Below are 21,847 nucleotides of genomic sequence, written 5' to 3'. Positions count from 1 at the left end.
GCCGGTCAGTGACAGGGAAAACCGAGCAGGTGCCGGCCGTCGTGCACGAACTCGTGCAGGAGCGTTCCGGAGAACAACTGCACCGCGCCCTGTTCGGAGCCGACGAAGTACATCACCACCAGGAACAGCACGCCGGCGAAGATCGCGTAGGGCAGAATCTCGCGGATCGGGATCCGCACCGGGATCGGGGTCGGGACGGCAACGGCCTGCGACATCTGGCGCAACCTCCTCGGGCTCACGCGGCCCATCGTGGAGCGTTCGACGGTTCGAGGGTCTGACTCGTGCTGACGCACTGCACAGTGGCGCGGCCGTGCCGGAGTTTCACCGGCTTCCTCGTACCATCAGGGTCAATTTGGCAACGTACCACCCATGGGAGCCGGATGACCACCCGTCTTGTGTTGGTCTGCCACGGCCCCACCACGGCCACCCGGCGGGCCGCGTTCCCGGACGACGAGTCGATCGAGGGTGCGCCGGCCCGGCTGCGGATCCGGGTGGACCTCGCGTTCACCGGCCCGGCGGTGTGCTGCCGGCAGACCGCCGCCGCGCTCGGGCTGGCGCCTCGACTCGAGGCCCGGTTGCGGGAGTGCGACTACGGCCGCTGGCGGGGCCGCACGCTCGCCGAGTTGTCCGACACCGAGCCGGATGCGGTACGGGAGTGGCTGACCGACCCGACCGCCACCCCGCACGGCGGTGAGTCCACAATGGACGTTCTGGCCCGGGTGGGCGGTTGGCTGGACGAGCTGCCGAGTGGCCGGCAGCGGATCGCCGCCGTCACCCACCCGTCGGTGATCCGGGCGGCGATCGTGCACGCCATCCGGGCCACCCCGGAGTCGTTCTGGCGCATCGACATCGCGCCGCTGTCGCACACCGTGCTGTCCGGCGGTTCGGCCACCTGGACGCTCCGGTCGCTGGGCCGGGTGCCGGATCAGAGCTGAGCGCACTGGCCGATGACCGGTCCGCGCACGGTGTTGGGTGCCTGCAGGTTCTCCGGCCCTGGGGTGTTGCCGGCACAGTACAGCGGGCCGTGGATCACCACGCCGGCCAGCACGGGTGCCCGGGTTCCGGTGCGGTTGCCGGACAGCGACACCGGGCCGTGCACCGCGCCGCCCACCACGGTCAGGTCGGCGGTGGTTCCGGTGACCGAAAGGGGACCGCGGACCGTGGTGTCGAGCAGTTCCACCGCCGCCGCGCCGGCAGCCACCACCGGCCCGGCGACCGTCGCCCCGGAGGCCACCAGGGACGCACCCGGCCGGACCAGCACCGGCCCGGCCACCTCCGCCCGGTCCAGGCAGGTGACGCCGGTGGAAACGACCAGCGAACCCCGGTGCCGGCCGGTGATCGTGGCCGTGCAGGCCGGCGGCTCTGGCAGCAGGGTGACGACGAACTCCTCGGGCGTGCCGTAGTTTCCGGCCGGGTCGATCGCGCGGTAGGCGATGGTGTGCCGGCCGTAGCTGGGCGTCGGGTCGTCCCACGGCGACAGCCGCGGCACGCCGAGCTTGCCGTAGATCAGGTTGTCGATGTTGGTTCCGCTCGGGGTGAACAGGAACGGCAGGTCCGGGTCGGTGGGCCAGCCGAAGTAGTTGAACCAGCCGTCGCCGTCGGTCTGGAACTCGCGCACCACGAAGCCCGGCGTGTCGTCGGTGCCGGTCAGCCGCATGGTGAACGGGCCGTTGAAGATGAACTCGGTCCGGCCCGGCTTGGGCACGGTGAGCAGCGCGGCGGACAACTCGTAGCCGGTCTCCGGCCGCCGGGCGTCGATCGTCCACATGCGACTCGACGCACCCGCGGTGGCGGTCAGCGTGTGCCGGCCGGACAGGCCGAGGCCGGCAAGCGCCAGTTCCCGGTCGTTGCCCGGGGCGGCGATCGGGCGGCCGTCCAGCGTCCAGGTGACCGGCGGGATGACGTCGCGCGGATGGCTGGTCTCCACGTAGACCACGTCGGTGCCGCCGACCGGGCGGCCGGTCGGGGTGGCCGCGGTGATCTCCACCGGGACGTCCTCCGGTGGCGTGACCACCGCGGTGTCCACCGTCCAGGACCGGGTCCGGGTGAGCGCCGCCGAGCCACGGATCGCCGGGTCGCGCACGAAGACCGTGGGATCGACGACGGTCGCGGTCAGCGTGTGCACCCCGGCCGGTATGTCCATGGTGGACAGATCGACACTGTGCGCGCCGCCGGTGGGCAGCACGGCGCCGTCCAGCGTCCAGGTCACCGCGAGCGAGTGGGCGACCGGGTGCAGGGTCTCCACCCACACCACGCGGTCCGCCCCCACCGGCACGTCATCGGGGGTGGCGTCCTGCAGGATGCTGGTCTTGGCCGAGATCCGCTGGGTCATCTGCTCCCGGCCGGGTTGGTCGTAGTAGTAGCCGAGGGTCTTCATGATCGAGTGCGCACTAGGTCGCCAGACCCCGTTGCCCATGTGCATGCCGCTCTCGTACCGGCCGATCGTGCCGCCGGACTCGCTGCGCTCACCCAGCCAGCGCCACCACTTCTGCTGCTGATCACGCAGCTGCCGCTCGGTCAGCAGGGTGTGGTGGACGGAGAACGGCTCCGGCCCGGTGTAGGCGGCGCCGCGCACGCCCCGGGCGAGGTAGTCGTACTCGTCCTGCAGGTTGCCGAGCGAGTGACCGAGCTCGTGCGGGGAGATCAGCGCGGACAGCGCGTTGCCGCCGGACGCGGTGGCGTTGGACCCGCCCGCGCCGCCGTAGGTGTCGCTGTTGCCCAGCGCCAGCAACTGCCGGTTGCCCGGTGTGGTGCCGGCGACCAGGTTGGCGTACCGGTTTGCGGCCGCGCCGTCCACGGTGAGCAGCCGCTGCACGCTGTTCGGGTTGCAACCGCCCCAGAATCCCATGTTCAGCGGGGTGTCCCGGCGCGGCGAGTCCAGGTTCGGGTCACAGTCCACTCCGGACTCACCGGAGATGATCTCCACCGCGTAGACGTTGACGTAGCTGCGGTAGGTCTTGAACGGCTCGATGGTCCACAGCACGTTGAGGTGCTTGTCCACGTGCTCGCGGAACTTCGCCTGCTCGGCCTCGGTGTAGCCGTCGCCGAGCAGCACCATGTTGAACCGCTTGGCCGGGTCGCCGGTCACCTGAACCGGAACCACGACGGCGTCGCCGGGCGCCGCGTGCGCGGCTGCCGGCAGCGCCGCCACGCCGCCGACTGCCAGGCCCAGCGACACCGCGGCGGCGAGCAGTGACCGGCGCACGGCTCAGCGTCCGAACACGTAGCAGGTGGCGGTGGACGTCCTGGTCGGATCGCTCTCCGAGGTCGCCGTCACCCGGACCCGCACGGGGTTGGCGCCCTGGCCGTCCTGCCTGACGTACACCGGCACCTGCACGGTGCTGCCGAACCGGGCGGTGGCCAGTTGGTTGGGCAGCCAGCTGCTCCAGCCCGCACCGTCGACCGTGGCCGACAGCCGGTAGACGTCGCTGCCCAGGTACGCGGTGACGTCCTCGGGGTGGTCGCCGCGCGGCGGCGCGGGCGATCCGGTGTTGGTCAGCGGAACGTTGCACCGGGCCAACCCGTCGCCGTCCGCCCGGGCGTTGGCCAGGGCCAGCCGCACGCCGCGCGGCGCCGGCCCCGCGCCGTCCAGCGAGCGGATCGCGACCGTGTAGGACAGCAGGCCCTGGGCGTCGCGTCGCACGTCCAGCACGTAGAAGTGCAGCCGGTTGGCGGTGTCGACGAACTCGAACTCGCTGCCCGAGTCGGTGCCGGCGTGGAACAGCGCGTCGGACAGCTGCCGGTAGTCGCCAAGGGTGATCGGCACCCGGGTGCCGTCCGGCGCCACGTAGTCGGTCATCCCGATGTCCTGCGGGTTGGCGTCCATCACCCACTCGAACGGCGCCTGGTCCTGGTTCTTGGTCTTGGCGATCAGCACCCCGGAGTCCGGCGTGAACGAGTCGGTGCCCATCCGGTCGACCACCTCGAGCGTGTAGTTCTGGTAGCCGCGGCCGTCACAGAACACGTCGGTGGCGACGTTGCACGGCGGCGCGAGGTCGCCGGTGCCCATGGCGATGTTGATCCCGGACAGGGTGTTCCCGCCCGGCTGGAAGGCTCGCGCGTGCACGGTGGCGACCACCAGACCGGACTGCGCGAGCGCCTCCCGGCTCAACCGCAGCACGTTGGCCTCGTCCACCATGTTGAGCTTGAGCTTGTTGCGCAGCATGTGTTGCGCGCCCATCGACGCGCCCGCGGTCGGCGGGATCACCCACCGGCTGTGGGGGCCGCCCGGGCCGTTGAACGTGCCGCGGGACAGCATCTCCCAGATGCCCGAGTACGCGCGGCGCAGGGGGATGCCGTACGGGTTGTTGTAGTTGTCGCCGATGCCCAGGATGTGGCTGAACTCGTGGGCGAACACCGACATGCCCGAGCTCTCCGCCTGGGTGGACGAGCCGCCGCCGGCGTTGGGCCAGATGGACGAGCCGGACGCCCACGAGGTCCACTCCACGTACCGGGTGCGGCTCCAGTTCGTCAGGTTCTCGTCCGGCGGGCCGAACGCGTCGGTCACGTCCTCCTTGTTCTGGAACTTCATCATCCCGAACTCCTGCCAGGTCGAGGACTCGTCCTGACCGGCGGAGAGGAAGAACACGAAGTCGAACCCGGCGGGCACCTCCGCGCCGACGTCGGCCACCCAGGCGGCCCGGCCGTCGGTGCGGATGTTGCGGTTGCAGTTGTCCCCGGCCGGGCAGCCGGTGCCGGCCTGGAACTCCATGGCGTACTCGTGCGACTTGCCCGGCATCAGGTACGGCCCGAACCCGGTGAGCTGGACGCCGTAGCGGCCGGCGGAATCCTCCATCCAGTACTCGTGCAACGTGTGCCCGCGGTTGAGAGTGCCCGGCGTGTTCAGGAAGTCCTTGTAGAACTGGGCCACCCGGTCGCGCGGGATGTCGTGCGCCTCCGCGCTCGGGTTGCCGAACACGGTCGAGTTCTGCGGCCTGGTCACCACGAACGGCTGGTTCGGGTAGTCGAGCAGGACCAGCGCGCCGCGGAACGTGCGCACCGAGCCGGGCCGGCTCGGGTCGGCCCAGTTGGTGCCCGGCACCGGCCGGTAGTCGTCCCACGTCATGTGGTCCGGGTTCACCCAGTTCTGCGGGTCGATCGGGGCGGGGAAGCCGGGGCGGCCCTGCATGGTCAGCGGTTTGCCTTCCTGCCAGGGCTGTTGCTGGGGCCAGTGGTCGTACTGCCACGGGTTGTCCGGTGGGGGCACGGGGGCGGCGGCGGCGGGGGTCACCACGAAGCCGGCCGCGAACGCCGCGGCCGCGAGCAGGGACGCGAGCTGCAGGGTGCGGGTCACGAACTTCGACGGTAAACCCGGCCCTGACCCGGAGCAAGATTCGAACGGCCGGTACCGATCCCGCAATCGCCGGCCGCCGCGTCACCCAGCTGGACGTATCGGACACGGAGCGAAGCTGCTAGGTTACGCCGCTGTGATGCCGAGTCAGCAGGGACCGCGGCGCCGGCGCGCGTCGTTCGCGTTCCTGGGTCTGGCCGGAATCCTTGTGGCCACACTGTTCGCGGTGATCGCGTCGCTGGCCGCGCGACCGGCCGAGCAGGTGCCGCCGTTCCCGCAGCTGCCCGGCCCGGTGATCGCCGGGGGCGCCGAGGACGACATCGCGCCGACGACCACCCCGATCCAGGTCAACGCCGCGCCGGCACCGGTCACCGCCTCGGCGACGGTGACCCGCAAGAGCACCAAGCCGAAACCGAAGCCGAGCACCACGCAGGCGGCGCTCCCGCCGCGGCCCGGCCCGCCGCCGGCCCAGCGGGCACCGGTGGCCCGGTTCACGGCCAGTTGTTCCGGCCTGTCCTGCACCTTCGACGGCGCCGGGTCCACCGACCCGGACGGCGCGGTCGTCTACTTCGCCTGGGGCTTCGGCGACGGCACGAACGACGACCTGCAGAACCGGTCCCGGTTGTCGCACCGGTTCCCGCGGTCCGGCAGCTACCGGGTGACCCTGGTGGTGCTGGACAACGCCGGGGTTGCCGGTCAGGTCACCAGAACCGTCACTGTTCCGCCTCTCCGGGGTTAACTGCTGTTGTTGCGTTCCGGCGGGTGGTGCGGTTGGCGGGGTGATTGTGGCTGGGTTGCGTCACGGTGCCCCTGAGGTTGCGTTGGTGGGGGCGAGGATTCACGCGTGTCGCACTATTGGACTAGACATCTGTGGGAAATTGGTCTAGACAATAAGGAGAGCAGCGTCCCGTCCCTGCACCCGGGAGCCTGTCATGCGAACCGCATTCGCTCGCCTTCTTCCGCTTGTCGTCATCCTGCTCGGCCTCGGCCTGATCACCGCTCCGGTGGCCCAGGCCGCCGGGGAGACCGCCACGTTCGCCAAGGTGTCCGACTGGGGCACAGGTTGGGAAGGGCGGTACACGATCAGAAACGGCGGGACCGTCACGATCTCCAGTTGGCGGGTGGAGTTCGATCTGCCGGCCGGTACCGCGATCGGCACGCACTGGGACGCCGTGCGCGGCGGCAGCGGAAACCACTACGTGTTCAGCAACGCCGGGTGGAACGGAACGCTGGCGCCGGGCGCCTCGGTCAGCTTCGGGTTCAATGGCAGCGGGCCGGGCGCCCCGGCGAACTGCACGGTCAACGGCGTCGCGTGCGGCGGAGGCGGTGGCGGACCGCAACCCCCCGGGGTGCCCGGCGTTCCCGGCGGTGTTCGGGTCAGCGCCACCACCGGATCGAGCATCTCGTTGGCATGGAACGCATCCAGCGGAACGGTGACCGGCTACCGGGTGTACGAGGGGACCACCGTGCGGGCCACCCCGACCGGCACCTCGGCCACGATCACCGGCCTGGCGGCGTGCACCTCCCGCACCTACACGGTTTCCGCGGTCAACGCGGCCGGCGAGTCGGCCCGCAGCGCGCCGGTCACCGGCACCACCACCGGCTGCCCGATCGGCCCGCTGCCCCGGCACTTCCTGACCGGCTACTGGCACAACTTCGTCAACCCGGCGGTGGAGCTGCGGCTGCGCGACGTGCCGGCCGACTACGACCTGGTCGCGGTGGCGTTCGCGGAGGCCACCGGCACCCCCGGCGCGGTCACCTTCGGCGTCGACGCCGGCCTGTCCGGCGCGCTCGGCGGCTACACCAACGCCGACTTCACCGCCGACGTGGCCACCCTGCACGCACGCGGCAAGAAGGTGATCCTGTCGGTCGGCGGCGAGGCCGGCCGGGTCGCGGTCGGCGACGCCGCCGCGGCCACCAACTTCGCCAACACGATGCGCTCGCTGATCACCCAGTTCGGCTTCGACGGCGTGGACATCGACCTGGAGAACGGGCTCAACCCGACGTTCATGGGCCAGGCACTGCGCTCGCTGCGCAACCAGGTCGGCTCCGGACTGATCATCACGATGGCCCCGCAGACCATCGACATGCAGTCCACCGGCGGCTCGTACTTCCAGCTGGCGCTGAACATCCGGGACATCCTCACCGTCGTGCACACCCAGTTCTACAACTCCGGCTCGATGCTCGGCTGCGACCAGGCCCAGGCCTACACCCAGGGCACGGTGAACTTCATGACCGCGCTTGCCTGCATCCAGCTGGAGAACGGGCTGCGGCCCGACCAGGTTGCGCTGGGCCTCCCCGCCGGGCCCGGGGCGGCGGGCGGCGGCATCGTCGCACCCTCCATGGTGAACAACGCGCTGGACTGCCTTGCGCGCGGCACCAACTGCGGCAGCTTCCGCCCACCGCGCACCTATCCGGGCATCCGCGGCGCGATGACCTGGTCGGTCAACTGGGATGTCAGCAACGGCAACAACTTCGCCCGCACGGTTCGGCCGTTCCTGAACACCCTGCCCTGACGGGAGAATCCGCGATGAAGCGCGCAGCCCTGTTGTCGGCGGCCGTGCTGGTGGCCGGTCTGGCCGTCGGCACCACTCCGGCCGCGGCGGCCAACCTGTTGGCCAACCCCGGGTTCGAGGCCGGCTCGCTGTCCGGCTGGAGCTGCTCGGCCGGCTCGGTGGTGAACAGCCCGGTGCGCTCCGGCTCGTTCGCGCTCGCCGGCGCGGCCAGTTCCTCAGACAACGCCCGGTGCACCCAGACCGTTTCCGTGCTGCCGAACACCAGCTATGCCGTGTCGGCCTGGGTGCGCGGAAACTTCGTCCACCTCGGGATCACCGGTGGCCCGGTGAGCTGGACCCCGTCGGCCACCAGCTACACCCAGCTCAGCCTGACGTTCACCAGCGGTGCGGCGCAGACCAGCGCGCAGCTGTACCTGCACGGCTGGTTCGGGCAGGGCACCTACCACGCCGACGACGTGAGCCTGGACGGGCCGGGCGGCGGCCCGCCGGGTAACCCCGGCGCACCCGGCGCCCCGGGCACGCCGACCGCCGGGACGGTCACCAACACCTCGATCGGGCTGTCCTGGGGCGCCGCCACCGGAACGGTCAGCGGGTACCGGGTGTACGAGGGCAACACGGTGCGGGCCACGGTGACCGCGACCTCGGCCACGGTCGGCGGCCTGGCCGCGTGCAGCACACACACCTTCGCCGTGGCCGCGTTCAACGCCACCGGCGAGTCGCCGCGCAGCGCCGAAACCACCGCCACCACAACGGGTTGCGTGAACCCCGGGCTGCCGAGGCACGCGCTGATCGGCTACCTGCACGCCAGCTTCGCCAACGGCTCCGGCTACCTGCGGATGGCCGATGTGCCGCCGGCGTGGGACATCGTCAACCTGGCGTTCGGCGAGCCCACCTCGGTGACCTCGGGCGACATCCGGTTCAACCGGTGCCCGGTGGCCGAGTGCCCGAACGTGGAGTCCGACGCGGAGTTCCTGGCCGCCATCCGGGCGAAACAGGCACAGGGCAAGAAGGTGCTGATCTCGATCGGCGGCCAGAACGGCCAGGTGCAGCTCACCAGCACCGCCGCCCGGGACCGGTTCGTCAGCTCGGTGGCGGCGATCATCGACCGGTGGGGTCTGAACGGCCTGGACATCGACTTCGAGGGCCATTCGCTGTTCCTCAACGCCGGCGACACCGACTTTCGCAACCCCACCACGCCGGTCATCGTCAACCTGATCTCCGCGCTGCGCACCTTGAAAGCCCGCTACGGCAGCGCCTTCGTGCTCACGATGGCGCCCGAGACGTTCTTCGTCCAGGTGGGCTACCAGTTCTACGGCGGTGCCGGCGGCGGCGACAACCGCACCGGCTCCTACCTGCCGGTGATCCACGCGCTGCGCAACGACCTCACCGTGCTGCACGTCCAGGACTACAACTCCGGCCCGGTGATGGGCCTGGACAACCAGTTCCACTTCATGGGCGGCGCCGACTTCCACATCGCCATGACCGACATGGTCAAGGCCGGGTTCACCGTGGCGAGTACCGGGCTGCGCTTCCCCGGCCTGCGCGAGGACCAGATCGCCTTCGGGCTGCCGGCCGCGACCAGCGCCGGCAACGGCCACACCGCCCCGGCCGCCGTGCAGAGCGCGGTGAACTGTCTGGTGCGCGGCCAGTCCTGCGGCGGCTACACGTTGCGCGGCGGCGTGTCGCCGGGCTTCCGCGGCCTGATGACCTGGTCCATCAACTGGGACCGGTTCTTCGGCTTCGAGTTCCAGAACAGCCACGAGCCGTTTCTCAATGGGTTGCCGTGAGCGAGCCTGCGAGCGAACCGTCGAACACTGCCCCGCCGCCGAGCCTGCGAGGCGACGGGGTTCGGCTGCACCGAGCTTGCGAGGTGCAGCCGTGAACGTGCGTGGATGATCGTGATACTCCATGCTGTGCGGCATGCCGTTGCCGCCGCTGCGGGAGTTCCTGCGCACCGAGAGCGCGAGTGGGGTGGCGCTGCTCGGCGCGTCGGTGGTCGCGATCGTCTGGGCCAACCTCCCGGGTGAGTCCTACGAGACGTTCTGGCACACCACGCTGATCACCCTCGATCTGCGGCACTGGGTCAACGACGGCCTGATGACGTTGTTCTTCCTGCTGGTCGGCCTGGAGATCAAACGTGAGCTGGTGACCGGCGAGCTGAACTCGCCGCGCGCGGCGGCGCTGCCGGTGGTGGCCGCGATCGGCGGGGTGCTGCTGCCGATCGCGGTGTTCACCGCCGTGCTCCGCGGCGGTCCCGGCTCGGCCGGCTGGGGCATCCCGATCGCCACCGACGTCGCCTTCGCCGTCGGTGTGCTGGCCCTGGTCGGCCGGCACGCCCCGGACGGGCTGCGGCTGCTCCTGTTGAGCATCGCGATCGTCGACGACATCATCGCGATCACCGTGATCGCCGTGTTCTACACCGACGACCTGTCGCCGGTCTGGCTCGGCGGCGCGGCGTTGTGCGTGCTGGCCATCGTGGTGCTGCGCGGTTTCCGGGTCGCGGCGTTCTGGCCGTTCCTGCCGCTCGGCGCGGCGCTCTGGTTCGCCACACTCCAGTCCGGCGTGCACGCCACCCTCGCCGGGGTCGTGCTGGCCCTGCTCTGCCCGGCCCGTCCGGTCCGCGGCCGCGACTACCTGCCCGTCCTGGAACACCGCCTGCACCCGTTCGTCGCCTTCGGCATCGTCCCGCTGTTCGCCCTGGCCAACGCCGGCGTCGCGCTCGGCGGCGCCGAGCTCACCGCCCCGCTCACCCTCGCGGTCCTGCTCGGCCTGCTGGTCGGCAAGACCTTCGGCATCGCGGGCGCCACCCTGGCCGCCACCAGGCTCGGCCCGCTCGCCCTGCCCGCGGGTGTGCGCACCCGGCATGTCTGGGGCATGGCCATCCTGGCCGCGATCGGCTTCACCGTGTCGTTGTTCATCGCCGACCTGAGCCTCGACTCGGCAGACCTGATCGACCAGGCCAAGATCGGCATCCTGGCCGCGTCGGCGCTGGCCGGCCTGCTCGGCGCGCTGGTGCTGCGCGTGTGGCCCACGTCTCACCACAACAGCGGTGCCCACCCCGGTTGACCTGTGGGTTAATACGAATCGTCAGCTGCGGAGGGGACATGGTCGTCCAGGGGATCTCATCGCACGCCGCCCGGATCCTGCGCGTTCTGGCGGCCCGTGGCACCGTCGAGGCGCGGGAGCTGTTCACCGCGGCCAGCCTGCCGCCGGCCAGCGGCTACCCCATCGTTCACCGGTTATGCGACCGCGGTCTGGTCCGCCGCGAGTGGGAGGACATCGATCCGGTCGCCGCCGGTCGCCCGCGGACCTGCTCCTACGCGCTCACCAAGCTGGGCAGCTCAGTGGCCGCGGAAGGCCTCGGCGAGCCACCATGAGCCGCCGTCGCTGGTGATCTTGGCGTCCAGCACCAGGGGTTGAGAGCGCGGGCCGGCCAGCCAGTCGCGCAGTGCCGCCAGGTCGGCACGGGTGCGCACGGTGGCGGCGGCGCAGCCGAAGCCCCTGGCGATGGCCGCGATGTCGGTCTCCGGGAACACCACGGTGTCCAGGTCGACATCGGCGCCGAAGTGGTGCACCTCGGCGCCGTAGGCGGAGTCGTTGTAGACCACGGTCACCAGCGGAATGCCCAGCCGCACCACGGTGTCCAGCTCGGCCACGCTCATCAGCGCACCGCCGTCGCCGAGCGCGGCCACGGCCAGCCGGTCCGGCCGGGCCAGCGCCGCGCCGATCGCGGTGGCCAGGCCCAGCCCGATCGACTGGAAACCCTGGGTGAGGCAGTAGCCGTACTGGTCCGGCACCGACAGGTAGGCGCTCGGATAGCCCATGAAGTTCCCGGAGTCCACGCAGACCAGCCGCTCGGCCGGCAGCAGGTCGTCCAGCGCGACCGACAGCGCCCGCGGGTCGATCCGGTCCCCGGTCGAGGTGTCCTCGAACGGAACCGAGCGCCAGCGCACGTCGCCGGGCGGCGCGTCCCGGAACCGGGTGCCGGCGACGACCGAGTCCAGCACGTCCGCAGCGGTCAGCGCCACGTCGCCGAGCACCCCGATGGCCACCGGCCGGTGCGCCCCGAGCGCGGCCGGATCCAGGTCGACCTGGGCGACGACGGCCTCGCCGGACAGCAGCCGCCCGTGCCGGGTGGTCCACATGTTCAGCCCGCAACCCCAGCCGATCACCAGATCCGCCGACGAGATCAGCTCGGCGGCGCGCGGCGAGGCGAACCCGCCGGAGATTCCCACCGACCACTCCTCGCCGGCGAACAGTCCATTCGCGACGGCCGAGGTGGCCAGCAGCGCACCGGCTCGCTCGGCCAGCGCGCGCAGCTGCGGGCCGGCGCCCCGGGCACCCCGGCCGGCGATGAACACCGGCCGCCGGGCCGCGTTGATCGCCTCGGCCAGTTCCCGCACCGCCGCGGGATCCGGCCGGACCGGCCGCGGGACGGACAGTTCCCCGGCCGGTGCCTCGACCGCGGCCGCTGCCTGCACGTCCAGCGGCAGGTTCAGCACCACGGTGCGCCGCTCGTGCACCGCGGTCCGGTACGCCCGCACGGTGTCGGCCACCGCGGTCGCCGCCGAGTGCACCCGTTCGGCCACCGCGCCGATCGCGGTCACCGCGCCGGCCTGGTCGATTCGGAAGTTGGACCGCACCGCGGCCGCCCCGGTCTCGCCGGCCAGCACCAGCACCGGCGTCCGGCTCTTGGCCGCCTCGGCGACCCCGGTCAGCGCGTTGGTCAGGCCGGGTCCCTGGTGCACGCTGACCACGGCCAGCCGGTCGCTCATCCGGGCGTAGGCGTCGGCCATCACCGCGGCACCGCACTCGTGCCGGGTGGCCACGAACGGCACCCCGCCGGCCCGCAGCGCGTTGGTCACCTCGAAGTTCCCGCTGCCCACCACGCCGAACGCGTGCGCCGCGCCCAGCTCGGCCAGCGTCCGGCCGACCAATTTGGCGGTACTCGGCACTGCCACTGGTTCGCTCGCAAGCTCGCTCACGTCTCGACCAGCGCCAGCACCCGCGCCGGGCTGCCCGAGCCGCCCACGATCGGCAGCGGCGAGACCAGGAGCACCGCGCCGGTCGGCGGCAGCGCGGCCAGGTTCTGCAGCTGGGTCAGCCCGCACTTGCCGGCGCCGAGAAAGTAGTGGTGGCAAGGGAACGGCGGGTCGAAGCCGCCCGCACCACCGGCGTCCGTGCCGACCGTCTCCACGCCGAGCCCGACCAGCCCGGTCTCCTCGGCCAGCCAGCGCGCGCACTCGGCGGACACGCCCGGCGTGTGCGGGCCGCTGTCGTCGGCGTTGAGGAACCGCTCCTCGTCGCCGGACCGCTCGTCCCAGCCGGTGCGGTACAGCAGCCAGCCGCCGTCCGGCAGCGCGCCGTTGGCCGCCTCCCAGGCCCGCACGTCGGCGATCTCCAGCAGGAAGTCCGGATTCTGCGCCACCCGGTCGGACGCGTCGAGCACCGCGGCCGGTGCCACGAGGGTGCGCAGCGGCAGCTCGGACACGTCGTGCCCGTCCCGCCCGGACGCCCAGTGCCGGGGCGCGTCCACGTGCGTGCCGGTGTGCTCACCGGTGTGGATGTTGTTCCAGTACCAGAACGGACCCGGCTCGTCGTACCGGCTGATCTCCTCCAACCGGAAGGAGATCGTGTTGGCGAACGGTTCCGGCAGCCGCAGCACCGGGGTGCCGGCCGACAGCGGCGCGGTCAGGTCGACGATCTCGACACCGTTGCCGATCGCGCCGAGCAGGTCCTTCAGCACTGGCATGTCGCGCCCTCCTCTATCGGTTGCCGGACATTAGCGCCTCGCACCGGTCGCCGCCCAGATCCGCGGTCAGGACGTCGCACAGGTTGCGGTACAGCGTCGCATTGAAATCGGGCACCGTGCGGTGCGACGACACCTCGATGATCCGGCCGTCGCTCGCCGCCCGGTCGAAGATCGTCGCGAAGTGCCCCTCGAAGAACGCCTTGGTCTGCGGGTCGAGCACCTCGAACGCGGCCGAGGCCGATCCCAGCGCGGACAGGAAGTAGAAGCCGACGATCACGTCGTCGTCCTCGCGGTGGTAGGCGAAGTGCGGAACCTCGTCGTAGACCCGGATGTCCAGCTGCGCCGTCGGCGGCAGCGGCGGCGCGGCCCGGATCAGGTCGTAGAGCCGCTGGCAGATGCCCAACGAGATGGCCAAGTCGGCGAGCATGTCCTGCTTGCTCTGCCGCTCCTCCCTGGACAGCCGCGGGATCAGCTCGGAGCGCGGGTCGAGGACAGCACCCGGATCACCGATCCCTGTTGCAGCTTGCCGAGCAGTACCTGCTCCACCGGAAACAGCCGGCGGTCCCGGAAGTCGGACTGCACCCGGTGCAGCACCGACCGGCCGGCGAAGAACAGCTCGCACCGCTGGTTGGTGATCGCCCAGCGGTAGTAGCCGCTGTAGCCGCGCCGCACCGGCGAGACCATCCGGATGCCGGTCCCGCCGCCCTCCATCAGCTTCTGCTGCAACCGGCCGGCGATCGAGTCGGCGGTCTCGTCCGCCTCGAGCCGGACGATCACCAGCTCCCGGAACGCGGCCACGATGCCGGCCACGATCAGGGACACGCCGAGGCTGGCCACCAAGGTGCCGACCTTCCCGGTGCCGGCGATCAGCACCAGCACCGCCCCGCAGGGCAACAGGAAGATCGAGAACAGCAGGCGCAGTGCGCGGTTCGTCTTCATCGGCGGCCTCCCGAAGCGCGAGTCGCCCCGTTATCGGCGCCGGCCGGCCGGGTGTTTCCGGTCGGGCTACTTCTTGGTGGAGAACGCCGCGTCGAACGAGGCGGCCGGCGGGTCGAAGGCCAGGCTCCGGATGAAGCCGACCGCCTCCTCGGCGCCACGCAACCGGTCCATGCCGGCGTCCTCCCACTCCACCGAGATCGGTCCGGTGTAGCCGATCGAGTTGAGCGCGCGGAACGCCGACTCCCACGGCACGTCGCCGTGCCCGGTGGACACGAAGTCCCAGCCGCGCCGGGGATCCGCCCACGGCAGGTGCGAGCCGAGCCGGCCGTTGCGGCCGTCGAACCGCTTCTTGGTGTCCTTGCAGTCCACGTGGTAGATCCGGTCGGCGAAGTCCAGGATGAAGCCCACCGGGTCGATGTCCTGCCACACCATGTGCGACGGGTCCCAGTTCAGTCCGAACGCCGGCCGGTGCTCGATGGCCTCGAGGGTGCGCACGGTCGACCAGTAGTCGTAGGCGATCTCCGACGGGTGCACCTCGTGCGCGAACCGGACACCGACCTCGTCGAACACGTCGAGGATCGGGTTCCACCGGCGGGCGAAGTCGGCGTAGCCGTCCGCGATCACCTCGGCCGACACCGGCGGGAACATGGCCACGTAGTGCCAGATCTTCGACCCGGTGAACCCGATCACCGTGCGCACCCCGAGCTTCGCCGCGGCCCGCGCGGTGTCCACCATCTCCTCGGCGGCCCGCCGCCGCACGCCCTCGGGCTCCCCGTCGCCCCACACCCGCTCCGGCAGGATGTTGCGGTGCCGCTCGTCGATCGGGTCGTCGCACACGGCCTGCCCGACCAGGTGGTTGGAGATCGCCCACACCCGCAGGCCGTAGGACTCCAGCATGGCGAGCTTGGCCGGCACGTAGTCGTCGTCGGCCAGCGCGCGGTCCACCTCGAAGTGGTCGCCGCCGCAGGTGATCTCCAGCCCGTCGTAGCCCCACTGCGCGGCCAGCTTGCAGACCTCCTCGAACGGCAGGTCGGCCCACTGCCCGGTGAACAGGGTGATCGGTCGGCTCATGTCAACTGGTTCCTTCCATTAGCGCACACCGAACAGGTGCTCGAGGGCGAGCTGGTCGAGCCGCTCGGCGCCGGCGCCACGCCGGGCGGCCGAGTCGACGTCGAGCTCCTCGCTGCGCAGCGCGGTCAGGCTCTCGCCCGGCGCGAGCGTCGGCTCGGCGAGCTGGTCCACCCGGCTGTCCCGCAACGCCGCGGCGACCTCCGGGTCGGCGCGGAACGCCCTGGCCCGTTCGGCGAAGATCAGGTAGTTGCGCATACAGGCGGCGGCCGATGCCCATACGCCGTCCCGGTTCTCGGTGCGGGCCGGCTTGAAGTCGAAGTGCCGCGCACCGTCGTACCCGGCGCCCTCGAGCAGATCCACCAACAGGAACGCGCTCTTGACGTCCCCGTTGCCGAACCGGAAGTCCTGGTCGTAGCGCGGCCCGGTCTGCCCGTTGAGGTCGAGGTGGAACAGCTTGCCGTGCCAGAGCGCCTGGGCGTAGCCGTGCACGACCGACAGGCCGGCCATCTGCTCGTGGCCGACCTCGGGGTTGAGCCCGACGATCTCGGAGTCGTCCAGCTCGTTGATGAACGCCAGCGCGTGTCCGATCGTGGGCAGCAGGATGTCGCCGCGCGGCTCGTTCGGCTTGGGCTCGATGGCGAACCGGATGTCGTAGCCGCGCTCGCGTACGTAGCCGCACAGCAGGTTCAGCGCCTCGGCGTAGCGGTCGAGCGCGGCCCGGATGTCCTTGGCCACCGGCGACTCCGAGCCCTCCCGGCCGCCCCACAGCACGTAGGTCTTCGCGCCGAGCTCGGCGGCCAGATCGAGGTTGCGCAACACCTTGCGCAGCGCGAACCGCCGGATGTCCCGGTCGTTGGCGGTCAGCGCGCCTTCCTTGAACACCGGATGGGTGAACAGGTTGGTGGTGGCCATCGGCACCACCAACCCGTTCGCGTCCAGCGCCTTGCGGAACGCGTCGACCCGGCTGGCCCGTTCGGCGTCGGCCGCGCCGAACGGGATCAGGTCGTCGTCGTGGAAGCTGACGCCCCACGCACCCAGCTCGGCCAGCTTCTCGACCGTGTGCACCGGGTCGAGCGGGTCGCGGGTGGCCGTCCCGAACGGGTCGACCCCCAACCAGCCCACGGTCCACAGCCCGAAGCTGAACCTGTGCTCCGGGCGCGGCGCGTAATCGTTCATTCCAACCCCTTACGACTCAAACGCGACATCCATGTAGGAGTCCACGTTCTCCTTGGTCACCACGGCGGAGTACGTGGTGATCTGTGCCGGGATCTCGTGCTCGGCGAGATCGCCGAGGCCCTTGTTCTGGCCGAGTAGCCGGGCCAGCACGATCGCCGAGGACGACATCGACGGGCTGTACAGTACGGTGGCCTTGATCACCGTGTTGTCGGCCTTGATGCGGTCCATCATGTTCTTCGAGCCGGCGCCGCCGACCATGATGAACTCGGTGCGGTTGGCCGACTCGATCGCGCTCATCACGCCGATCCCCTGGTCGTCGTCGTGGTTCCAGAGCGCGTCGATCCTGGGCACCGACTGCAGCAGGTTCGCCGTGACCTGCTCGCCGGTCTCCGCGGTGAAGCTCGCGGCGACCCGCGGTCCGACCGCGAATCCGGCTTTGCTCAAAGCGTCCTTGAAGCCCCGGCTGCGGTCCTGGGTCAGCGGCAGCGAGTCGATGCCGGCGACCTCGCAGATCACCGGGCTGGACACGTTCTTCTTCTTCATCTCGGCGGCGATGTAGTTGCCCGCGTTGACACCCATCCGGTAGTTGTCGCCGCCGATCCAGGAGCGGTAGGCCAGCGCGGTGTCCAGGATCCGGTCCAGGTTGACCACCGGGATGCCGGCGTCCATCGCCTCCTGGGCCGCCGCGGTCAGCGCCTTGCCGTCGTGCGGCAGCAGGACCAGCACGTTGACCTTGCTGTTGATCAGCGATTCCACCTGGGCGATCTGCTGGTTGACGTCGTTGGTGCCCTCGGTGGCGTTCAGCGTCACGTCGGAGAACTCCTCGGCCTGGGCCCGGGCGTTCTTGGTGATCGCGGCGATCCAGCCGTGGTCGGCGGCCGGTGCGGAGAAGCCGATCGTGACCTGCTGGCCGGGCTGGGAGTTGTTCCCCGCCCCGGCGGCCACATTGGCCCCCGAGTCGGCCGGTTCGTTGGACGTGCAGCCGACCAGTAACGTGCCGGCACCGAGGGCGGTGGTGCCGAGCAGGAACCGACGACGGGCCAGGGACGGGTCAGACATGGCGAACTCCTGCAATTGGTTGTGGGCTGGGCATTTCAGGTCTTCCTGCGCCAGGTGGTGCCGAACTGCTGCAGCAGCACCGCGACGACGATGATCACGCCTTTGGCGATTTGCTGGATGTCGGTCTCGAGGTGGTTCTGGGTGAAGATGCTGTTCAGCACGGTGAAGATCAGCACCCCGATCAGCGTGCCGATCAGCGTCCCGCGACCGCCGGTGAGCAGGGTTCCGCCGATCACCACGGCGGCGATCGCGTCCAACTCGTAGAACATCCCGTTGGTGGAGGCGCCGGCCGTGGTCCGGGCGATCACCATGATCGCGGCGATTCCGCAGCACAGCCCCGCGATGCCGTACACCAGCGCGGTGTGCAGCTTGACGTTGATACCGGCCAGCCGGGCCGCCTCGGCGTTGCCGCCGACCGCGAACGTGCGCCGGCCGAACGTGGTGCGGTTGAGCACCACCCAGCCGACCGCGAACACCGCGGCCAGCATGATGATCAGCACCGGGATGCCGAGCACGTCGCCGCGGAAGAAGGTGGTGAAGCCGGTCTCGGTGACCACCTGGGTACGCCGCCCGGACAGCCGCTCGGCCAGCCCCCTCGCCGAGGCGAACATGGCCAGCGTGACGATGAACGGCACGATGTTGCCGTAGGCGATCAGCACCCCGTTGACCAGGCCGCAGCCCAGACCGACCAGCAGGGCACAGAGCACCATCACCCACGGGCCGTACGCCTGCGTGGCCGCCGTGGTCGCCCAGACGCTGGACAGGGCCACCAGCGAGCCGACCGACAGGTCGATGCCGCCGCTGATGATCACGAAGGTCATGCCGACGCTGACCACGCCGATCGCCGCCGCCAGCCGCAGCATCGTGGAGATGTTGCTCTCGGTGAGAAACGTGTCCGGCTGGCTGATGTAGCCGATCAGGCACATGAGGACAAGCACCCCGGTCAGCGCGATCAGCCGCACGTCGAGCGGGAAACCGCGGTGGGACTCCGGCGTGGTCTTGGCCGGCTCGGCGGCCTGCTGCCGATCCTCGCTCTGCGTCGAGGTTTCGCTGGTCACCTCGCTCATCAGGCAAGTACCTCCTGTCCTTCCTCCATCACCAGGTCGAGCACCGCTGCCTCGGACAGCTCACCGGCCGGCGCCTCCATGACCACCCGGCCCTCGCGCAGCACCAGCACCCGGTCGGACAGCCCGAGCACCTCGGGCACCTCGCTGGACACCAGCACCACCGCCACCCCGGCCGCGGCCAACTCGTGGATCAGCCGGTACAGCTCGGCCCGCGCGCCCACGTCCACGCCCCGGGTCGGCTCGTCCAGCAGCAGCACTCGGCAGTCGCGCACCAGCCACCGGGCCACCACCGCCTTCTGCTGGTTGCCGCCGGAGAGCGTGCGCATGATCCGGCGCGGGTCGGCCGGGCGCAGGTCCAGCCGCTGCAGCGTGGCCCGCGAGTCGCGCAGCTCGCGCCGCCGGTCGGTGAACCCGGCCCGGCTGTACTCGGACAGGCTGGCCAGGGTCACGTTGCCGGCCACGGACGCGTCCAGCACCAGGGCCTGGCTCTTGCGCTCCTCCGGCGCCAGGCCGACGCCGGCCGCAACCGCCGCGGGAACGCTGCCCGGCCGCAACCGCTTGCCGTTCACCGTCACGGTGCCGGAATCCGGTTTCCGGGCCCCGAAAACGGTCTCCAGCAGCTCACTGCGCCCGGCCCCGACCAGCCCGGCGATGCCCAGGATCTCCCCGGCCCGCACGGTGAACGAGACGTCGGTGAACTCGCCGGTCCGGCTCAGCCCGAGCACCTCGAGCACCTCGTGCGCCTCGTCCGCCGTGGACTCCACGCGCACCGGGAACACGGTCTCCACCATCCGGCCGGACATCAGGTTCACCAGCTCCGAGGTCGGCGTGTCGGCCGCGTCCAGCCCGGCGGCCACGGTCGCGCCGTCCTTGAGCACGGTCACCCGGTGCCCGATCCGGCGGATCTCCTCCAGCCGGTGCGAGATGTAGACCACCGCGACGCCCTCCGCGGTCAGCTCGCCGACGATCCGGAACAGGTTGTCCACCTCGTCGGCGGCCAGCGCCGCGGTCGGCTCGTCCATCACGATCAGGCGGGCGTCGTGGGCCAGCGCCCTGGCCATCGAGACCACCTGCTGACCGGCCGCGGACAGCAGCCCGACCTCGCGCCGCGGCGAGATCTCCGGGTGCCCGAGCCGGCGCATCAGCGCGGCCGCCGTGGCCCGGCTGGCCCGGCGCTGGGTGAACCCGAACCGGGACCGCTCGTGGCCAAGGAAGATGTTGTCCGCCACGGACAGCGCCGGCACCAGATCCAGTTCCTGGTACATGGTGGCGATCCCGGCGCGCAGCGCGTCCACCGGCGAGCCGAACCGGATCGGTTGGTCGAGCCAGTGGATCGTGCCGGCGTCCGGCTGGTGCGCCCCGGACAGGACCTTGATCAGCGTCGACTTGCCGGCGCCGTTCTGGCCGAGCAGGCAGTGCACCTCGCCCGGCAGGACCTCCAGGTCCACCCCGTCAAGGGCGCGAACGCCCGGGAACGTCTTCACGATGCCGGTCATGGTCAGCAGTGGTTCAGTCATGATTCCGCCTCCGCGGGACCAAGTACGTCGGCGGTCATGATTCCGCCTCCGCGGAAACGAGTACGTCGGCGGTCATGATTCCGCCTCCGCGGGACCAAGTACGTCGGCGGTCACGACGGAGCCACCTCCGCAGCGGAAAGGATGGGCACGCTGGCCGGGTCTTCGAGCACGCGGCGCAGCGAGGCGAGCGCGCCGCCGGTGGTCGCCGCGGTGAAGCCGAGCCGGGAGCCGACCACCCGGGCGCCGCCGGCCCCTGGCGCGAGCACCCGGGCGGCCACCTCCTGGCGCACCGGCTCGACCAGCCACTCCGGCAGCGCCGCGAAGTACCCGCCGAGCACCACGACGGCCGGGTTGAGCAGGTTGACCACGATGGACACGCCGACCCCGAGCGCCGAGCCGATCTGATGCAGGGCGTGCAGCGTGCGCTGGTCGCCGCGCTCGGCCCGGGCCCGGATCATCGTCATCCGCTGATCCCGGTCCAGCGTGGGGTCGTGCACCTGGTCCTCCGGGTCGGCGCAGGCGTGCAGCATGGCCTGCAGGCCGACCTGGGTCTCCCAGCAGCCGCGCCGGCCGCACGAGCAGGTCGGGCCGAGCGGGTCCATGGACATGTGCCCGATCTCCCCGGCGAAACCGATCGACCCGCGGACCAGCCGGCCGCCGCAGATCACCCCGCCGCCGATGCCGAAGTCGCCGGTCACGTAGACCAGGTCGGACACCGGCAGCGCGGCGTGCTCGGCCATGGCGCCGAGGTTGGCGTCGTTGTCCACCGCCACCCGGGCCAGGTCCAGGCCGGTACGCGCGGCCAGCGCGTCGGCGACCGGCACCTCGCGCCAGCGCAGCCGCGGCGCGAACCGGACCGCCCCGGCGTCCGTGTCGACCAGGCCGGGGACGCTCACGGTCAGGCCGGCCGCGTGCCCGCCGGCCCCGGCCACCGCGTCCAGCGCCTCCTTGGCCAGCGCGGCGAGTTGGTCGAGCACCCGGTCCGGGCCGAGAGCGGGCACGTCGCACTGGATCCGGTGGCGGAACAGCACCGCCCCGGACAGGTCGGTGACCAAGGCGCCGACGTGGTCCAGGTGCAGGTCGAGGCCGAGGCCGCAGACGCTGGTGGGACGCAGTCCGACCAGCTGACCGGGCCGGCCGGCGCCGCCGGCGGACACGCCGGCCGAGTGCACGAGGCCGCGCTGCTCGAGATCGGTGACCAGGCTGGACACGGTGGCCTTGGACAGCCCGGACCGGACCGCGAGCTGGGCGCGGGACAGCGCGCCGTGCTCGCGCAGCGTGCGCACGAGCAGGGCGAGGTTCCCGCGGCGCAGGCCCGCCTGGTCCACCGGACGACTGTGTCCCACACCGCTCCACTTCGTTGAGGACCTGACCAAATTGACGTTGCGTGTGAGCGTGTCTCACGGCCGGGCCGTGGGGCAATAGGCCGTTTGGCCTAACGTTGCCGCACACTTTCGTCG

19 protein-coding genes are annotated in these 21,847 nt (G+C 71.2%); 6 read left to right on the top strand and 13 right to left on the bottom strand.

Going from position 1 to position 21,847, the window contains the following annotated elements:
• Positions 1-5 precede the first annotated feature (5 nt).
• On the bottom strand, positions 6-215 hold the full coding sequence (locus VFV67_RS07845; protein WP_326468393.1) for a CbtB domain-containing protein: 210 nt from the start codon (positions 213-215) through the stop codon (positions 6-8).
• A gap of 165 nt (positions 216-380) precedes the next feature.
• On the opposite strand from VFV67_RS07845, the gene VFV67_RS07840 reads away from it, so the two are divergent.
• A complete protein-coding gene (locus VFV67_RS07840) occupies positions 381-935 on the top strand; it encodes a histidine phosphatase family protein (RefSeq protein ID WP_326468391.1) in 555 nt (184 codons plus the stop codon).
• On the opposite strand, the gene VFV67_RS07835 is transcribed toward VFV67_RS07840, so the two are convergent.
• Entirely contained in the window at positions 926-3,205 is a 2,280-nt protein-coding gene (locus VFV67_RS07835; protein ID WP_326468390.1) for a M64 family metallopeptidase, read from the bottom strand. The two genes, VFV67_RS07840 and VFV67_RS07835, sit on opposite strands and share 10 nt — an antisense overlap.
• Before the next feature lie 3 nt (positions 3,206-3,208).
• Entirely contained in the window at positions 3,209-5,128 is a 1,920-nt protein-coding gene (locus tag VFV67_RS07830; protein ID WP_414636202.1) for a M6 family metalloprotease domain-containing protein, read from the bottom strand.
• Between the two features lie 301 nt (positions 5,129-5,429).
• Between VFV67_RS07830 and VFV67_RS07825 the strand changes: the two genes are divergently transcribed.
• The 5 genes from VFV67_RS07825 to VFV67_RS07805 all read left to right on the top strand — a co-directional run bounded on the left by VFV67_RS07825 (position 5,430) and on the right by VFV67_RS07805 (position 11,183).
• Positions 5,430-6,029 carry a PKD domain-containing protein gene (locus tag VFV67_RS07825; protein ID WP_326468387.1) on the top strand — a complete coding sequence of 200 codons (600 nt, stop codon included), beginning with the start codon at positions 5,430-5,432 and terminating at the stop codon, positions 6,027-6,029.
• Between the two features lie 193 nt (positions 6,030-6,222).
• A complete protein-coding gene (locus VFV67_RS07820) occupies positions 6,223-7,806 on the top strand; it encodes a chitinase (protein WP_326468385.1) in 1,584 nt (527 codons plus the stop codon).
• A gap of 14 nt (positions 7,807-7,820) precedes the next feature.
• Positions 7,821-9,593, top strand: coding sequence for a glycoside hydrolase family 18 protein (locus VFV67_RS07815; protein ID WP_326468383.1), 1,773 nt, complete (start codon positions 7,821-7,823; stop codon positions 9,591-9,593).
• A gap of 133 nt (positions 9,594-9,726) precedes the next feature.
• Positions 9,727-10,872, top strand: a complete 1,146-nt coding sequence (nhaA, locus tag VFV67_RS07810; RefSeq protein WP_326468382.1) for a Na+/H+ antiporter NhaA — start codon at positions 9,727-9,729, stop codon at positions 10,870-10,872.
• Between the two features lie 38 nt (positions 10,873-10,910).
• On the top strand, positions 10,911-11,183 hold the full coding sequence (locus tag VFV67_RS07805; protein WP_326468381.1) for a hypothetical protein: 273 nt from the start codon (positions 10,911-10,913) through the stop codon (positions 11,181-11,183).
• Here the strand turns inward: VFV67_RS07805 and VFV67_RS07800 are convergent.
• The 10 genes from VFV67_RS07800 to VFV67_RS07755 form a co-directional block, all read right to left on the bottom strand.
• The gene (locus VFV67_RS07800) at positions 11,148-12,767 is read right to left on the bottom strand and encodes a thiamine pyrophosphate-binding protein (protein WP_326468380.1); all 1,620 of its coding nucleotides are present in this window, start codon (positions 12,765-12,767) and stop codon (positions 11,148-11,150) included. The genes VFV67_RS07805 and VFV67_RS07800 overlap by 36 nt on opposite strands.
• 20 nt (positions 12,768-12,787) lie before the next feature.
• Positions 12,788-13,558, bottom strand: coding sequence for a cyclase family protein (locus VFV67_RS07795; RefSeq protein ID WP_326468379.1), 771 nt, complete (start codon positions 13,556-13,558; stop codon positions 12,788-12,790).
• Between the two features lie 13 nt (positions 13,559-13,571).
• The gene (locus VFV67_RS07790) at positions 13,572-13,985 is read right to left on the bottom strand and encodes a hypothetical protein (RefSeq protein ID WP_326468378.1); all 414 of its coding nucleotides are present in this window, start codon (positions 13,983-13,985) and stop codon (positions 13,572-13,574) included.
• A gap of 41 nt (positions 13,986-14,026) precedes the next feature.
• Entirely contained in the window at positions 14,027-14,497 is a 471-nt protein-coding gene (locus tag VFV67_RS07785) for a hypothetical protein (RefSeq protein WP_326468376.1), read from the bottom strand.
• Between the two features lie 66 nt (positions 14,498-14,563).
• Positions 14,564-15,568 carry a sugar phosphate isomerase/epimerase family protein gene (locus VFV67_RS07780; RefSeq protein WP_326468375.1) on the bottom strand — a complete coding sequence of 335 codons (1,005 nt, stop codon included), beginning with the start codon at positions 15,566-15,568 and terminating at the stop codon, positions 14,564-14,566.
• An 18-nt stretch (positions 15,569-15,586) separates the two neighbouring features.
• Positions 15,587-16,744 carry a xylose isomerase gene (gene xylA / locus VFV67_RS07775; RefSeq protein ID WP_326468374.1) on the bottom strand — a complete coding sequence of 386 codons (1,158 nt, stop codon included), beginning with the start codon at positions 16,742-16,744 and terminating at the stop codon, positions 15,587-15,589.
• Positions 16,745-16,753: 9 nt separating this feature from the next.
• On the bottom strand, positions 16,754-17,803 hold the full coding sequence (locus tag VFV67_RS07770; protein ID WP_326468372.1) for a substrate-binding domain-containing protein: 1,050 nt from the start codon (positions 17,801-17,803) through the stop codon (positions 16,754-16,756).
• A gap of 35 nt (positions 17,804-17,838) precedes the next feature.
• Positions 17,839-18,870 (bottom strand): ABC transporter permease, encoded by a 1,032-nt coding sequence (locus VFV67_RS07765; protein WP_326468370.1) that lies wholly within the window; start codon positions 18,868-18,870, stop codon positions 17,839-17,841.
• Entirely contained in the window at positions 18,870-20,387 is a 1,518-nt protein-coding gene (locus tag VFV67_RS07760; RefSeq protein WP_326468368.1) for a sugar ABC transporter ATP-binding protein, read from the bottom strand. Before VFV67_RS07760 ends, VFV67_RS07765 begins: the two co-directional genes overlap by 1 nt.
• Before the next feature lie 110 nt (positions 20,388-20,497).
• Complete coding sequence (locus tag VFV67_RS07755) at positions 20,498-21,715, bottom strand: ROK family transcriptional regulator (protein WP_326468367.1); 1,218 nt, start codon at positions 21,713-21,715, stop codon at positions 20,498-20,500.
• Positions 21,716-21,847: the final 132 nt, after the last annotated feature.

This window comes from Actinophytocola sp., from assembly GCF_035762905.1.
Classification (GTDB): domain Bacteria; phylum Actinomycetota; class Actinomycetes; order Mycobacteriales; family Pseudonocardiaceae; genus DASYTH01.
The sequence above is the reverse complement of the archived record's forward strand: the minus strand, read 5'-3'. Positions and strand labels throughout refer to the sequence as shown.